Annotated in this window: 12 protein-coding genes; 7 read left to right on the top strand and 5 right to left on the bottom strand. The window is 45.6% G+C overall.

The window, feature by feature from the left end; genetic code table 11:
• Nucleotide 1: 1 nt before the first annotated feature.
• Both arfB and OZ660_RS18555 read left to right on the top strand, forming a co-directional pair.
• A complete protein-coding gene (arfB, locus tag OZ660_RS18560; RefSeq protein WP_274741966.1) occupies nt 2-418 on the top strand; it encodes an alternative ribosome rescue aminoacyl-tRNA hydrolase ArfB in 417 nt (138 codons plus the stop codon).
• Nucleotides 419-544: 126 nt separating this feature from the next.
• Entirely contained in the window at nt 545-1222 is a 678-nt protein-coding gene (locus tag OZ660_RS18555; protein WP_202262826.1) for a hypothetical protein, read from the top strand.
• Between the two features lie 88 nt (nt 1223-1310).
• Here OZ660_RS18555 and OZ660_RS18550 read toward each other — a convergent pair whose 3' ends face one another.
• Nucleotides 1311-1502 (bottom strand): CsbD family protein, encoded by a 192-nt coding sequence (locus OZ660_RS18550; protein ID WP_202262825.1) that lies wholly within the window; start codon nt 1500-1502, stop codon nt 1311-1313.
• Nucleotides 1503-1887: 385 nt separating this feature from the next.
• Nucleotides 1888-3126, bottom strand: coding sequence for an MFS transporter (locus OZ660_RS18545; RefSeq protein ID WP_274741965.1), 1239 nt, complete (start codon nt 3124-3126; stop codon nt 1888-1890).
• 866 nt (nt 3127-3992) lie between these two features.
• Between OZ660_RS18545 and OZ660_RS18540 the strand changes: the two genes are divergently transcribed.
• From OZ660_RS18540 to OZ660_RS18520, 5 genes are all read left to right on the top strand, one after another.
• A complete protein-coding gene (locus OZ660_RS18540) occupies nt 3993-6572 on the top strand; it encodes an efflux RND transporter permease subunit (RefSeq protein WP_274741964.1) in 2580 nt (859 codons plus the stop codon).
• A 1-nt stretch (nt 6573) separates the two neighbouring features.
• Nucleotides 6574-7437, top strand: a complete 864-nt coding sequence (locus tag OZ660_RS18535; protein ID WP_202262823.1) for an outer membrane lipoprotein-sorting protein — start codon at nt 6574-6576, stop codon at nt 7435-7437.
• A gap of 18 nt (nt 7438-7455) precedes the next feature.
• Nucleotides 7456-8928 carry a hypothetical protein gene (locus tag OZ660_RS18530; RefSeq protein WP_274741963.1) on the top strand — a complete coding sequence of 491 codons (1473 nt, stop codon included), beginning with the start codon at nt 7456-7458 and terminating at the stop codon, nt 8926-8928.
• A gap of 79 nt (nt 8929-9007) precedes the next feature.
• Complete coding sequence (locus OZ660_RS18525) at nt 9008-9220, top strand: YgaP family membrane protein (protein WP_202262821.1); 213 nt, start codon at nt 9008-9010, stop codon at nt 9218-9220.
• Between the two features lie 103 nt (nt 9221-9323).
• Nucleotides 9324-10346 (top strand): FAD:protein FMN transferase, encoded by a 1023-nt coding sequence (locus tag OZ660_RS18520; protein WP_274741962.1) that lies wholly within the window; start codon nt 9324-9326, stop codon nt 10344-10346.
• Between the two features lie 26 nt (nt 10347-10372).
• Here OZ660_RS18520 and OZ660_RS18515 read toward each other — a convergent pair whose 3' ends face one another.
• The 3 genes from OZ660_RS18515 to OZ660_RS18505 all read right to left on the bottom strand — a co-directional run bounded on the left by OZ660_RS18515 (nt 10373) and on the right by OZ660_RS18505 (nt 15711).
• Nucleotides 10373-11377: a sensor domain-containing diguanylate cyclase gene (locus tag OZ660_RS18515; protein ID WP_274741961.1), complete on the bottom strand. Its 1005-nt coding sequence runs from the start codon at nt 11375-11377 to the stop codon at nt 10373-10375.
• Nucleotides 11378-11600: 223 nt separating this feature from the next.
• A complete protein-coding gene (locus OZ660_RS18510) occupies nt 11601-13220 on the bottom strand; it encodes a general secretion pathway protein GspF (RefSeq protein WP_274741960.1) in 1620 nt (539 codons plus the stop codon).
• A gap of 10 nt (nt 13221-13230) precedes the next feature.
• Nucleotides 13231-15711 carry a LamG domain-containing protein gene (locus tag OZ660_RS18505; protein WP_274741959.1) on the bottom strand — a complete coding sequence of 827 codons (2481 nt, stop codon included), beginning with the start codon at nt 15709-15711 and terminating at the stop codon, nt 13231-13233.

Raw genomic sequence — 15711 nt, 5'->3', positions numbered from 1 at the left:
AATGGAAATACGTATTACCTCGTCAATCTCAATTGATGATAGCGAACTCGAGATGCAAGCCATTCGAGCACAAGGTAGTGGTGGGCAAAACGTCAATAAGGTAAGTAGTGCAATTCATTTGCGGTTTGCTATTGGTACTTCATCGCTACCGCAAGAGCTTAAAAAAAAGCTGTTAAGCTTAAAAGATAGCCGTGTAACTAATGACGGCATATTTGTACTAAAAGCACAGAGTTTTAGAACACAGGAACAAAATAGAGAAGATGCTATTGAGCGGCTAATAGCATGGATAAAGGCAGCGACGATTGAACAGAAGCCGCGCAGAGCGACAAAGGTAAGTAAATCGGTAAAAGTGCGCCGAGGTGAAGTAAAAAAACAACAAAGTGCGAAAAAAACACTACGCAAGAAAGTGGAATTTTAGCCACAAATAGCCTAAAGTATAACCCTATTTAGAATGTCATTTCTCAAGACAACGGAAAATTCTTAAAATAATAAACGAATGTGTCTTGTGTTTGTGCTCAATATTGGAACTTAGGGAAGCATTTAAGTGACTCGGTCAGACGTTATTCCTATGGTGCTCTTTGCGGCCATTGTCGTGTCGCTGGGAATTAACACACCTCAAGCAGCGAATGAGATTATTGCTCGTTTGTTCAATAAATCGATTTCTCAAAGCGAACTTCAACCGTCAAAGGCGGATGTTGATCGTTTCCAATCTATTCTTACCGATAAATCAGAAAAAGAAGTAAAAACGCTTCTTGCTCAGCGTGCACTCGGCACTAAAATTACTGAATCGGTGTTGGCTGATTTTGCTAGCAGAAATGCCATTGAGCCAAATGCAGGTGAAATACAGTCGGCCTATGCCGTTATTAAATTATGGACTGTCGACTTGGATGAAAACTCAAGTTATCAGGAAGATGAGCTAGAGCGCTATCGGCTAGCCATGGCTGAAGGTATGGCAAAAAGTTGGAAAGTATCAAAAGCATTATATGAGGCTTATGGTGGCGATGTTGTGTTTCAACAAGACAATCCGCTAACGCCGGTTGGTGCTTATCAGAAGCTATTTGAGCAATATCGCGAGCAGGGTGAATTTGTAATTTATGATCCTGTGTTTAAAGCAGCGTTTTGGAACTCTGTGCGTATGAAGTACGCAAATACCTACGATGAAGGTAATATCGACTTCTCTGTTCCTTGGTGGGAAAAGAGCATGACTGCTGCAGAAAAATGAGTATCTCAATCATCTTACTTTGTGAAAGGCCGTGTTAATTAACACGGCCTTTTTTTATGAATTAAGTACATCTACGGTTGCATGAAAACTAGTTAAGGTAACCGTCTACTTCTTTTTCGGCTTCGTCACGACTTTTGCCGTACGCTTGTTGAATCTTACCGACCAATTCTTCACGTCGACCGTCAATTACATCCAAGTCGTCATCGGTAAGTTTGCCCCATTTTTGCTGCACCTTACCTTTCATCTCTTTCCAATTACCTTCAATACGATCACTGTTCATAAATTGCTCTCCTTATCCAAACAATTGGTTCAAAAACTGGCTCAAAAAATTGTCCAGTTACCATAGAACTAGCAAATGGTGTTCCATGGCGTAGGTGTATGAAAGTAATGTATTTTTTTTTAGGATATTGTGTAAGTAAAATAATTTATATGCAGAATTTACAAGCGTTTGCAAAGCCTACAGGAAAGCGTAAATGTAATCGGGGTATAAAGGAAAAGGCAAAAGAAAAGGGGCTAAAAGCCCCTTAAAAAATCACAACATAACTTGGAAAACACGTTTACACACCACAAAATCGCACACTCAACGACTTCATGTATAAATTAAGATAGCGTAATTCCAAAAAGGTTCCGCGTTTATTGAAATAAATAGGTAAAAATATAAATACCTAATTCATCGCCGGTGTTTCGGCCTGGCTCTGCTGTTTTACATGGCGAAGCGTTATAAAACTAATGCACGCAGTAATCGCAATTAGCGTAGATGCTACCGCGAAAGGCAGTGCAATATTTTGTTGATAGATCAAGGCTGCCAGAGGTGGGCCTACTATATATCCCATGGCTGTTGTTGCGGTAATAAGCCCGGTAATAGATGATTGTTGTTGGGGAGCGCAGTAAGTGGTTGCTGCTGCCGCTAGCGCTGGGTATGCCATACCCATACCAAGGCCCATAATTGCCATGGCAAGATATAGAACTTCAAACGTACTTTGCAAAAATAAGAGTAAATACGCGAGTGCAAGTAGTGGAAGTGCCAGTGATATCATCGCCTCTTTGCTAATTCTAGCTTTTTGTACCACTGTAAATTGGATGGTTAGTGAAGCAGCTGCGCTGCACATCATGGCAAAGCCAACTTGGCGGGCCGCATCAACAGGGGAAAGATGGTAAAAATCGATAAAGAAAAAGCCTAGTGATTGCTGCATCATCGCCATAGCACAAAATACGCAAATACAGGCGGCAACAAATACATAAGGTAGACGTGAGCTAGCTATTTCTGATGAGTTAGCAGAAGTCTGAATGTTTTGCTGTGAAACCGGTGCCAGTACAGGAAGTTTTACATAAACGAGTAATAGTGCCAGCAGTGTGAGCAAAACAATGCTGTAAAGTGGTGCGAGTAAGCCGAACCCAACTAATAGCCCAGCGTACGCAGGCCCGATAATCTGGCCTACATTACTAGCCGATGTTACTTTACTAATTGCACTAACCCGCCCTTGCGCAGAGCTGATGGCAACAGCATAACCCACTGCTGACGGTGGTGTGGCTGACATTATTGTTGATTGTAAGCTTCGACTTAGCAGCAAGGCTAAAAACAAATTGGTTCCGCTTATGAACCCTGAAAATCCCGCCATCCAGGCGCTTGCAAAGGCAAACGTTCCCAAGCTATACCCGGTCAAACCAACCATCAATATTCGTTTAAAGCCAGCTCGTTTAGCAACTTTGCTCCATACGTTAGTGCCGAGGGCGAAGATAAATGCAGAGCTCGACATGATAGTGGCAATATGAAATTCCGTCAGCTCAGCTTCTCTTCCCATAGATGGTAACGTCGTAAGCATGACGCTTTGGCCAACTGAGGTAGCAAGTAGTGCGCAGAACAAGACGCGAAAAACAATGGGTGTAGAGGAAGCCGGTAACACTTATTAAAGCCCTTAAACACTAGGCAAATTAGACGGCAAGCAGTATATCATAGCGACGCTAAAAAAATGCCCGCCAAAGGCGGGCCAAAATCAGAGGTATGTAAAGGCCGGGATGGGCCTTTGAGGGGAGAGGGTAGTCGCCTGATGACAACTCACTAATAACATCGACGACATTACCAGTGTCCTCACAATGGTTTCGCTGAAGGAACACACAAAGTCATTCAACGAATCCAAATAGGGTCAACAATCCCTTGCTGCACGAGACATCACTGTCAAAGCTTTCGATGTAGGTACTCTTGTACTTGTTTGCATTCCTTTTGAAACAAGTTCGTTGCATCCTGCGAGTTTATTTAGGTTGTCTTTTACCTAACCTCATCATCGTCCAGCGCTTAACGAATACAAAACACCTTGTCCTTAGCATCGATATCAAAACACTCCGGTTTCCTTGTTGACCAAGTCCAATTACATCCAATGTCGTCAACGTCAATATCAATCACCCATGCAATCTGGTCTCTCCGTTACTAAAGCCTTCCTGGCTACACATTGCATTCTGTCTTTATCCGTTAGTCTAATCTATGCTTTATCTGTGCCAGAAATTTATTTTCGAAAGTAACATGTTTATATCTTTGATTTTTATGGGTTTGTTTGTTCTTCTGTACGTAGGGTAAAAAGCTACTACACGCACTTTGAAAAAACGATATGTAGTTTTTTCAAAGTGTGTGTCGCGTTTTACAAACAACAAAATGTGCTGGCTCGGTACTGTTTAAAAAATAGCTTGATCTTAGTGTATTAATATAAGATTATTTATATATAAGATTTATCTTATTTTGATTTGTCTTGAGTTAAGTTGGTTCTTTGGAGTTTTTATGACAGCACTAAGTACTCGCATCGTCGAAAAGTTATTGTGGATATCTACGCATAAAGGGAAATGGGTATATGCCGCATTGCTTGCGATAGTGTTATTTTGTGCATTCCAAATGCGTCTTATCGCGATTGATACCGATCCGGAGAACATGCTCGAACGCACTCATCCTGCGCGTACTTTTCACAATGAGACAAAACAAACCTTCGCCATGTTTGATGCCATTGTTGTTGGCGTGATTGCCCCGACGGGCGACATCTTCACACAAGAAAACCTAGTGGCTATCGATAGTCTTACCCAGCATATTTTATCTATAGACGGTGTTGTCGAACGGGATGTGATGTCGTTTTCCACGGTGGATAACATTACACAAGGTGATCAGGGCGAGTTGGTCTTTTCTTGGATGATGTCAGCACCTCCCGCATCAGATGTTCAGGCTAAAGATATTGCCTCTGCAATTTCGCGACTGCCTATGCTAGATGGCACGCTAGCGTCGTCGTCAGGCAACGCGGCGGCTATTTATGTACCAATAAAAGATAAAAACGAAAGTTATCGCATTGCACAAGATATTCGCCTGTTCTTAGAGAACAGTGGTAAAAGTAATGCAGATAGTCGAGATTCTAACAGCACATTGCAGTGGCACATTACTGGCCTTCCGGTGGCCGAAGACCAATTTGGTGTTGAAATGTTCGTACAGATGGGCATTGCAGCGCCTGCGGCGGGCTTGATGATCTTTGTTTTACTGTTTGTGTTTTTCCGCAATCTCACCTTGATTAGTGCTCCTATGGTAGTGGCGATGGCAACTGTCATCATAACCATGGGCGCGCTAATTGGTATGGGGTTTACGGTGCATATCATGTCATCAATGATTGCGATTTTTCTTATGCCCATAGCCGTCGTAGATTCTGTACACATTCTTTCTGAATTTTCAGACCGCTATAAGCCTGGTCAAAAGGCAAATGAGGTTATTACTACCGTTGTTGAGCATCTATTTAAACCCATGCTGTTTACGTCACTGACATCGTCGGCGGGTTTCTTCTCTCTCATGCTAACGCCAATTCCACCAGTGCAGATATTTGGTGCTTACATTGGCTTTGGCATTTTATTAGCGTTTGTGATTACCCTCACGTTTATACCGGCATACATCTCGCGCATGTCAGATGCATCACTACAGAAACTTCAGCAATCACTTCACGAAGGTAGAAGTGAAACGTTGCTACAGCGCGGCATAGACCGTGTTCGTTATGTTGCACTCAACTATAAAAGTGCGCTGTTAATAACGTTTACCATAGTATCTGCTGTGTCTGTGTGGGGTATTTCGCAAATTCAAATAAACGATAACCCCGTTCGTTGGTTTAAATCTGATCATGAAATTCGTGTGGCAGACCGGGCACTAAATCAAGCGTTTGCTGGTACTTATAACGCTTATATCGTGATTGAGAGTAGTCGCGAGGCTGAGGGCGCAGAGCGTATTTTAGCAACGTCGCAATTGCCAGATTCGCTTAACCAATGGAAACAACAAACGCTGACACTGCTGCGACAAGAAACTGAAGATAATCGACTTAGCCAGCTTTCTTTACGCATAGATGATGCACTTTTTGACGTCAATGACGATCGCGCAATAACAGCCTTGGAATCTCTGTCTAAACGTGTAGAAACCATTAAGCGAGAAAGCAAAGTATTTCAACAGCCTGAGAACGTAGCGCTGCTAGATAGCTTACAGGCCTATCTTAGTGAGCAAGCACTGATCGGTAAATCTCAATCGCTAAGCGATATTGTTAAAGTGGTCAACCGAGAGCTTCGCTCAGGGCAAGACAAAGACTACGTACTACCCACAACACAAGCGGCAATTGCTCAAACCCTATTGCAATACCAGTCTTCACACCGTCCGCAAGACTTATGGCATTTTGTAACGCCTGACTATCAGAAAACGCTGGTATGGCTGCAACTAACCAGTGGTGACAACCAAGATATGACCCAAGTAATCAAGCTGGTAGATGATTACTTTGCGCAAAATCCGTTACCTGAAGGCTTGCGCTATCAGTGGGCAGGCAAAGCCTATCTCAACGTGGTATGGCAAGAAAATATGGTGGCAGGCATGCTCGAAAGCTTGCTAAGCGCATTCATTATTGTGTTCTTGATGATGGTCGTACTGTTCCGCTCACTGGTGTTTGGCGTACTCGCTATGTTGCCATTGACCATCACTATCACGTTTATCTATGGCGCAATTGGCATTGTTGGCAAAGATTACGATATGCCAATTGCCGTGCTGTCTGCACTGACACTGGGGTTGTCGGTAGACTTCGCTATCCACTTTTTGGCAAGGGCAAAAGAAATATACAAAGAAACGGGCAATGTAAACGCCACCTTAAACGCTATGTTCGACGAGCCCGCCGGTGCGATTACTCGAAATGCGTTGGTTATTGCGCTTGGGTTCACGCCACTACTACTGGCGCCACTGGTACCTTACATCACGGTGGGCGTTTTCCTCGCCAGTATTATGTTTATTTCGGCGCTGGTCACCTTGTTGGTGTTACCCGCGGCCATGATCATGTTTAAACGTTGGGTTTTCAAGGAGGCCTAAAATGCGCGTTACAACTGTTCTTTCTGAAAATATAAAGTTATTCACGGTATGGGTGATAGCACTGCTTGTATCAGCCACTACGCTCGCTGCACAGCCATCAGAGCAGCAAGCTAATACAGACATGGCACTCGATGTCGATACAATTGTTAAAAAAGCCGAGCAGGTGGCGTACTACTCTGGCAAAGACGGTAAGTCTATGGCGCGCATGCTCATTGTGGACGAACAAGGCCGTAAACAAATGCGTCAGTTCACTATTTTGCGCAAAGACGTAACCACTGATGAAGGCGCAGATACTGGCGACCAACGCATGCTGGTGTTTTTTAGCCGTCCTACAGAAGTACAAGGCACGGTTTTTCGTGTTGAAAAGCATGCTGACCTCAATACTGATGACGACCGTTGGTTATATCTTCCGGCGCTTGATTTAGTGAAGCGTATTGCCGCAGGAGATAAGCGGACGTCGTTCGTAGGCTCTCATTTTTTCTATGAAGATGTGTCGGGGCGCGCAATCGCGCAGGATGATTTCACCTTGGTTTCTCAATCTGATACACATTATGTGCTTAAGGCTACCCCTAAAATGCCTCAAAGCGTTGAGTTTACCCACTATCTGGTTGAAATCGACAAGCGTACTTTCTTACCAACCACCATTAATTTTTATAAAGGTGATAACAACTATCGTCGTGTTGAAGCGGTAAGTGTGGAAATTATTCAAGGCCACCCTACAGTGGTGCGCAGCAAGGTGTCAGATTTAGCCTCAGGAGGGTATACCTTAATGGAGTTTAAAGGTGTGCAGTACGACGTTGACTTACCCGATAGTATCTTTAGCGAGCGCAGTCTGCGTGTGCCGCCACAGGCATACATGAACTAGTATGTGAGCTGATTGACGATGCTAATTAAACATGCCAAGAAAATGCCTTTTATTTTGCTTGCATTGTTACCGGTAATGCATAGCCAGATTGCGTTTTCACAACAAACTCAAAGCACGCCACCAAATACTGCCCAAGGTGCGGTCCAAGCTGCTGCTCAAGGTTCTGCTCAAGATGCTGTGCCTGCAGATGAACAAAGCGAATGGCAAAGCGACGGCTGGGAAAACGATGTCTGGGATGAGAATGATTGGGCAGAGAGTGATTGGGCAGTAACTGAGTCAAACGCGCTTACATTCAGCGGCTTTGGCGAACTTGCCATTGGTAACAGAATGCAGCGCGACATGGCCCTTGATACGCAAAGTACATTGCGTGATGCAAGGGTACAGCTTCGTGCAGACTATGCACTAAGTGCGTCGTCGCTTTCATCAAAAGTGGATGTTTTTTACGATGGGGTTAAAAAGCGCTGGCAAAGCCAAGTGAGAGAACTTGCGTGGCAGGGTAACTTACGTGAGTTATTACCACAGAGTGTGGCAGGCAATGCTGCATGGGCTAATGCCTTTGATATGAAAATTGGCCGACAGGTACTCACTTGGGGCACAGGCGATTATGTTTTTCTAAACGATCTCTTTCCTAAAGACTATCAATCGTTTTTTTCCGGTCGCGATGACGAATATCTGAAAGCGCCCAGCACAGCATTAAAGCTGTCGGGCTATTTTGAACTGGCCAACGTGGATGTGGTTTATATGCCACAGTTTGAGCCCGACATCGGTATAACCGGCGAGGTGTTTTCATTTTACAGCCCACAGGCTCAGCAAAATATTGCCCCAGCATTTAGTGTTGTTGATGAAAATCGCCCTACCAATCGAGAAATTGCACTGCGCGTTTATAAAACTGTATCAAGCATAGAGTTAGCGGCATATGGCTATGTGGGTTACAGCAAACAACCTACCGCGTTTGATGTGAGCGGTCGCCCTCGCTATAGCAAAATGAACGCGTATGGCGTGAGTGCAGTGGCTCCCATTGGTAGCGGAATAGCCAACGCCGAATACGTATTTTACAACAGCACAGAAGATACCGATGGTAGCAACCCGTTTATACCTAATGATCAAAGCCGTTTTCTTTTAGGTTACAGCCAAGAACTTGTGGCCAACGTTACCGCGGGTGTGCAGTGGTATACCGAGTATACCCATGATGCTGCAAGGCTAGATCGCACCATGGGCACATTGGAAACTCTACAAGAAAAATATCGTCATTGGACTACGGCGCGCCTGACATGGATGGCCCTTCGTCAAACACTTAACGTAAATGGCTTTATTTTTTATTCCCCCAGCGATAATGACGCTTACCTAAAGGCAACCGTCACTTATTCGCCTACCGACAAATGGCAAATTCGAAGTGGTATTAACCTGTTTGGTGGTGACAATCCATTTACTTTTTGGGGGCAGTTTGAAGATGCCAGCAATGCGTACGTAGCGTATCGCTATTTTTATTAACGTCAGTTTGAAAAGACTGTCAGGTCAATCGTTTGTGTTTCTGACAGCCACTACATGAGTAAAGTGAAGAGGAATTATCATGTCTCAAGAAAAAGCCCTTACCGCATTTGCAGGTTTTATGGTGTTACTGTCGGTGGCGCTTACCCACTTTGTGCACCCTAACTTCATGTGGTTTACCGTGTTTATCGGTGCCAATTTGTTCCAGCAAAGCTTTACAGGGTTTTGCCCAGCCACACTTTTCTTTAAAAAGGTCTTAGGGCTTAAAAGCGAGCGCGAATTGGCAAATCAGTAGCAGGGCTCACCCAAGGCCCTTTAAAAATGCCCAGTAGAAGTGCCTAAATATAAAAGATACTCAGATATAAATGCTAACACCCGCAATTTAAAAGGGGTGTGCTATGGTAGTGCCATTGTTATATGCAATTTTTTTCAGAGCAATGCGAACTGACAGTATGAAAAAGTGGCTAGCACTATTGGCATTTTGGGGAGTATGTTCACCCAACACACTATTAGCAGATTGGTTTTGGGGCAATGCCAGTATTATGGGTACCAATATCGAGGTGCAAGTGTGGGCTGATAACAAAGCCCATGGTGACGCTGCTATTGAAACCGTCTTCACTCAAATGGAGGCGGTTAACCAACTTATGAGCCCTTATATTGAAACGAGTCAGCTTGCCATGCTGAATCGCGAGGCAGCCCTGCACCCTGTAAAAGTCGATACCGCTTTGTTTGAACTTATCGAAAAAGCCAACACCTTTAGCGCGATGAGCCATGGTGCCTTTGATATCACCTTCGCTAGCGTTGGCTTTATGTACGACTATCGCAACCACGCAAAACCCGATCAAGACCGTATTGATAAGCAGCTTAACGCCGTAAATTATCGCCATATTGCGCTAAATAATGAAGAAAACACCGTTTTTTTTAACCATCCCGACGTTAAAGTTGACCTTGGTGGTATAGGAAAAGGCTACGCTGTTGATAAATCGATAGAAGCACTGATTGCGATGGGAATAGAGCATGCGCTGGTTACTGCAGGAGGCGATACCCGCCTTCTAGGAGACCGACGCGGCAGACCTTGGGTGGTCGGTATTCGCGACCCGCGAAACGAAGACAAGCAAGCAGTAAGGTTACCCCTTGAGAGTATCGCCATTTCGACATCCGGCGATTATGAGCGTTATTTCGAAGAAGATGGCAACCGATACCATCATATTCTGTCACCTAAAACAGGCAAATCAGCGTATGAAGTGCAGTCAGTATCGATTATTGGGCCATCAAGTACGATCAACGATGCTCTTTCTACCACTGTATTTGTGTTGGGCGTGGTCGATGGTATTAATCTGATTAATACCTTACCTGACTATGAAGCTATCATTTTAGATAATGAGCGAAAGCTACATTACTCAGCGGGATTAACGCAGTAAGAATGCTGCGTAAAAGTTCGTACGCGCTAAACCATAACGTATTTATTTCTTCCCGTAGCTTTAGCGTTGTATAGCGCTTTGTCTGCCAATTCAATAAGTGACTCACTTTTCGTACTTTGGGGAATGGTATGCACTATACCTAAACTCATGCTCACATACTGACTAACTTCAGAGCAAGAGTGCGCTATTTTGAGTGATTGAATATGGTTGAGAAGCTTTTGTGCGGCGTGTTCGGCGCCGCTTGCATCTGTGTCTGTCAATATAACTGCAAACTCTTCACCACCATAACGCGCGACAAAATCGCCTGCTCGTTGAAACACCGTCTTCAGTGTCTGGCCAACCTGCTGCAGGCAACTGTCACCTTCAATATGGCCATAGGTGTCATTGTATTTTTTGAAAAAATCGATATCGCCGAGTATAAGCGTTATGGGTTTATTTGAACGTTTTGATCTGCGAATTTCTTTACTTAATGCTTTGTCAAAGGAGCGCCGATTAGCTACTCCTGTTAGCCCGTCGGTTAGTGTTAGTTTCTTCAGCTTTTCGTTTGCTTGAACCAATTTTTGCGTTTTCTCTTCTACAATTTTTTCAAGCTGGTGCTGATATTTATAAAGTAGCGCCTCTTTTTCTTTGCGTTCAGTAATATCAATAAAGGTAACGACAACGCCCGTTACTTCTCCGTCAGACAAAATTGGGTTTGCAAAATACTCTATTGGGAAGAGTGTACCATCGGCTCTCACAAAATATTCGTCATCGCCATGACGAGGCTGCCCGTCTTGTAAAGTGGCGTATATTGGGCATTGGTCTTTAGGATATTCAGAACCGTCTTCATGCTTGTAATGCACCAATGTGTGATTGCACTTTCCCTTCAGGTGCTCGAGTTCTAATCCAACCATACGCGCTGCCGCATTATTAACAAAGGTGGTTTTTCCATCTAAGTCCAGACCGTAAATACCTTCTCCTGCGTGTGTGAGTATTAGTGATAACTCCTGTTGTACTTTGTATAGAATATTATCGTTTCGACTTCTTCCCATAAGTACCGCCTTATGCAGGAGCTATATGATGTACACACTAGCGCGCGTGGCTTAAATGCTAATGCAAGGAATGCAAACGCGTATGTTTAAAGGTTAGTTCAAACATACTTTTACGCCAAGTAATCCAGGTGGTGTTACAGAATGTGACCTAGGGAATAGAGAGAATTGAGAGTGGAAAGAAGGGGCTTACACACTTAAAGCCCCTTCATACTATAAAGGCAGATTAAATAGTGCCACTGACGATAGGCTCAAAGGCAGTTAGGCTGTCCATTAACGCACTGTTACCCAATCCGTGATTAGGAAACATCGACGCAAATTGACCTTGTTCTCCATGCAGCGCTAAATAATTTAGAATAATGGTTTCAACCAGCAAGTTAACATTGTTTGCTGCTGGTGTTGACGCTGTTTCTACTGAACCGTCGCTGCGCATAAAGCCAAGCTGCTGATGCTGCGCCTGCATATCTGGCGTTGCGCCAATGAGCTGCGGTGCGCCGCCGGGGTTGTATACCAAGAAGAATGAGGCGGACGTTGATGAGTTATCACCCGTCCACACACCTTTGCCACGGCCGTTCTCTGAATCATCCACCATGCCGTTACTGAATACCGAGCCATCACTGCAGACATACATCATAAGCGGCATGCCCACTCGTGCTGCGTATTCTAAACATGCACCCATGCAGCGTCCCGCTCGGCGGTCGCGCACCTCACCGGTGGCGCGACTTCCGTCGTGATAATCATATCCGCCCATTGTAATTGTGCCTGCACCGGCAAAGCCATTAATTACCAACTTCATTACAGAAGCGGTTTTTCTAAACTCACCGTCACCGTTGAATTCTTCTTCACTGAATATGCCGTCGCTGCCTACAATAACGGGGTCGAGTGCTGGGTCTAGAGTTGAAGGGTCGCCAAATCGGTCGGTAATGTCAGCGCTTTTCACATAGCCACAGCGCACCATGTCTTTGACGACTTCGTCAGCAGTAATTTGTGTATTGACGTTGTTAAGCTTCATATCACTAATACGCTGAATCGACTCCATTACAGACACCGAGTCTTGCTGGCTTAATAAGCCAACTAAATCGCCTGTGTCTACAAGCCCAGTTACATCAGACGGTCTGTCAATTTTGGTGGGCCTTACGGCAGCGTCAATCATGGCTGCCGGCGCCATTGAGTTGCCGCCTGAGTCGCTGTTGCGGCTGCCTATCAAGGTAAGCAGTGACCCATCCGCTCCAGCGCGATTAATACCGTACATGGGGTTGTGCGGGTTGTTACCCGTATCGTTTTCTGAGCGTGCGGGAATAACAGCGCCATTGATGTTGGCGCGATTAGTTACGCTGACTTTATCGAGTATACCGTGCAAAAAAGCACTGTCGCTGTGAAACGCTAGGCCTAATTCGTTATTCACAAAGTCAGATAGATCAGTGTCAGGATTAGCAATGGACGGCACCATATCACCCGGCAAGCCTTGGCGAGAGTAGCCAGCGGTGCTCAAAAAGTCGAGTTGGCCGCCGCGACCACCTACCAGTACATTCGAGCCTGCTATATTCGCACCGCCTGCGAGATCAAAAACGATAAAGGGTATTTTTCCCGCGCCTTGGGATGCAATACCACAGGTTGCTTTTAAGGCTTCCAAATCGGCTGATAGCGTGGCGTGTGCCATTTTAGGGTTGGCAAATAGGCTCATTACAGAGCCCCCCATAACCGTGGCTGCCCCCGTACAAAAACCTTGTGCGATGAACTCGCGGCGACTCATCGGGCGGCCGTGATCAAGGTGATACAAAGGAGCATCTGCACTTGCTGCTTGCTTAGGGCGTTTCTTAAAAAAGTGTGATGTAAGTTTTGCCATAATTGTTGTCCTACTGTATCAGCATAGTGGCGCTGCCAAGCACGGCGGCACAACTTGCTTTAGTCACGGTGCGCGTATACTGCACGTCGCAGCTGTTAGCGTTTGCGCATTGCGTTAAGCGGTCAATGAGCTGCTCAACTTCACTGCGTACTAGAGCGGCATCGGCTTGAGTACCAATATCAGTGCCGAGCATTGTCGTAATAATAGGATTGATGACGCCATCGCGAGCCGCGCCGTTAAACGCTGTGTCTGCCGGTTGCGAGAAGTCAAATTGCGGAAAGTAGGCTTGGCGTAAGCTGTCACTTTCAACCAAGGTATCGCAGTATTTAATTGCAAGCTGAGTAACGGCCATTTGATTCGCCGCTAAGAAGCTGGTGATGTCGGTGACAGACGGCAGTTGTTGTTTCAACTGACTAAAGGTCTGGTTAACAGAGGGTGTACTCATCGGCACGGTAGTCATTGCTGACATGCTGGCGTTAATCTCAGCGAAGTGCTTGGTGCCAATGTCAGGTTGCGCTTCGAGGTCTGCCGCTTCTGCAGGGGCAGGTGGTGTGGCCTCAACACGCACATCAGTATTGTCGCCGAGCACTTCAAAGGTCAAAAAGAATTCGTCTAGTTCTGGCCCTTTCTCTAAAGGAATAATGGTACCTTGTCGTGACAGCGGCTGACCTGACTGTGCCGAATAAGACGCTGCGTTAATCGAAGTACTAAGCGTTGAAAACACTTGTCCCGCGAAAGACTCTCTGCCGTTTATGCCGATACGAATTCCTTCTATGGCTACGTCTGGAATCTGCGCATTACTATCAAGGGAAATAAAGAATGGCTCAGCAAAAAGGTAGCTGTAGCTATCAAACTGGCTTACTTCAAAGACAATATAGCTTTGTGGTACGTCGATAAGATCACTAATGCCAAACAGCAAGAAGTATTGCTGGCCCACACCCGCATCGAAGTTTTTCGTAATTTCTTCATCGGTTAATGTGCGGTTGTGAACCGCAACCATACGCAGTGTACCTGCCCATGGAAAGTCGCCTGATACTTCGCTGCCCAGTACAAAAGCAAAGCTGTCATCCCAGTCAAGGAAGTTGCCACCCTCAACATCATCTATATCGTCAGTAAACGCGCCGTTAACGTAAATTCTACGACGGTTATTGGCGTCAATATTTACCACAACATGTTGTAAGGCCGCTTGTAAATCTTCATCGGCATCGGCAGTTGATAAGGCGGGTTCGCCATTTACATCGGTGTTTTCATTGCGTAGCAGCACATCGTAATTGTATAGCGTTTGCCCTAGTGTGAAGTTGCGGCGGTCGCGTCCGCCAGAGTAGCTCACAATACGCGCTGGGCCTTCTTGGGTAACATTCGCTGGTGCTACCCAAGCTTCAATCGCAAATTCGCCACTACCTAGAATGAGATCATACAGTTTTCGGCTGTTGGTGGTGCTGCCTTGGGCTTTACCATTGGCAAACTGCACGCCGTAACCGCCTACCCAGTTGTAGCTGCCCGAGAGTGTCAAATCGAGTGCCGGATCTACGCCTGACGTGTCAAATGCCGTGTTCCCGCTACCGGTTTTAAATTCCCATTTTGCAATGACATACTGCTCGAATCGTCCGCCACCACTGGCTAGGGTTCCGTCAAATAACGATAGAGCATCAGAGTTAACAAGGTTTCCATCAAGCTCAGTGAGTTCAATATTGTCTGACATCTGTGCAATCGCCGCGCTAACGGCATTGCCATCTTGCTGGCAGTCACTCCAGCAATTGTGAAACTCATCGCGCAAACGCACCACAAAACGCGAATCGTCCGGTACGTCAAGGTTCATTCGGTCTTTAGCGGCTTCATAGGCTTCATCAATATCGCTCGATGAAAAGAAAGGCGAAATAGGAATGGTGGCACTATTGGTGTGACAGCTAGCGCAATGCGTTTGCAATATGGGATACACCGTACTCTCAAAAAGCGCAGGGCTTTCTGGAAAATTTTTGGTCGAGCCTGGTGCTCGAGCAACAGGGGCTTGTAGCTCTATTTCGGTGGCTTGGTTTTGCGCATCAGAGTCACTAGCCCAATCGCTAATCCATGTCGTCATGATGTCGGCACAAGCGCTGTCGCTGGTGAGCCAGCAGTTGTGGCCGCCAGCAACTTTGGTGACAAGCCGTGACTCACTTGGTTGTGCTAAATCTACCAAGGCGCCTGTATCGGCATAGGCTAAATTAATATCATCGTTACGCGCGAAAGTGGGCGTTTGTACCCCTTGTGTATGACACGCGCCGCAGCGGTCGGCCGTGGCAATGTTATCCCATAATGCGCGTTTGAAATTGGCGACGTCATCGGTACTCGCAGTAGGTCCTGTGTAATTTACAACTGGCTGCTCGGTAGGGGGCGGTAACGGTGTAGATTGTACCTCTACATCGCTGCCTCCACATGCACTTAATGCTGTTACCAACGTTCCTATAGCAACGGCGCGAAGACCGTTATGGTTGAAGAGAAAGTGCGCCAC

The sequence above is a fragment of the Alteromonas sp. 009811495 genome, assembly GCF_028865455.1.
In the GTDB taxonomy this organism is placed as follows: Bacteria; Pseudomonadota; Gammaproteobacteria; order Enterobacterales; family Alteromonadaceae; genus Alteromonas.
This window is presented reverse-complemented; position numbering and strand designations above follow the sequence as displayed.

What these genes read in the sequence shown, in the direction of transcription:
- arfB (WP_274741966.1), top strand. Translation starts at nt 2, where the DNA reads ATGGAAATACGTATTACCTCGTCAATCTCAATTGATGATAGCGAACTC.
- OZ660_RS18550 (WP_202262825.1), bottom strand. Translation starts at nt 1,502, where the DNA reads ATGAACAGTGATCGTATTGAAGGTAATTGGAAAGAGATGAAAGGTAAG.
- OZ660_RS18540 (WP_274741964.1), top strand. Translation starts at nt 3,993, where the DNA reads ATGACAGCACTAAGTACTCGCATCGTCGAAAAGTTATTGTGGATATCT.
- OZ660_RS18535 (WP_202262823.1), top strand. Translation starts at nt 6,574, where the DNA reads ATGCGCGTTACAACTGTTCTTTCTGAAAATATAAAGTTATTCACGGTA.
- OZ660_RS18530 (WP_274741963.1), top strand. Translation starts at nt 7,456, where the DNA reads ATGCTAATTAAACATGCCAAGAAAATGCCTTTTATTTTGCTTGCATTG.
- OZ660_RS18525 (WP_202262821.1), top strand. Translation starts at nt 9,008, where the DNA reads ATGTCTCAAGAAAAAGCCCTTACCGCATTTGCAGGTTTTATGGTGTTA.
- OZ660_RS18520 (WP_274741962.1), top strand. Translation starts at nt 9,324, where the DNA reads ATGGTAGTGCCATTGTTATATGCAATTTTTTTCAGAGCAATGCGAACT.
- OZ660_RS18515 (WP_274741961.1), bottom strand. Translation starts at nt 11,377, where the DNA reads ATGGGAAGAAGTCGAAACGATAATATTCTATACAAAGTACAACAGGAG.
- OZ660_RS18510 (WP_274741960.1), bottom strand. Translation starts at nt 13,220, where the DNA reads ATGGCAAAACTTACATCACACTTTTTTAAGAAACGCCCTAAGCAAGCA.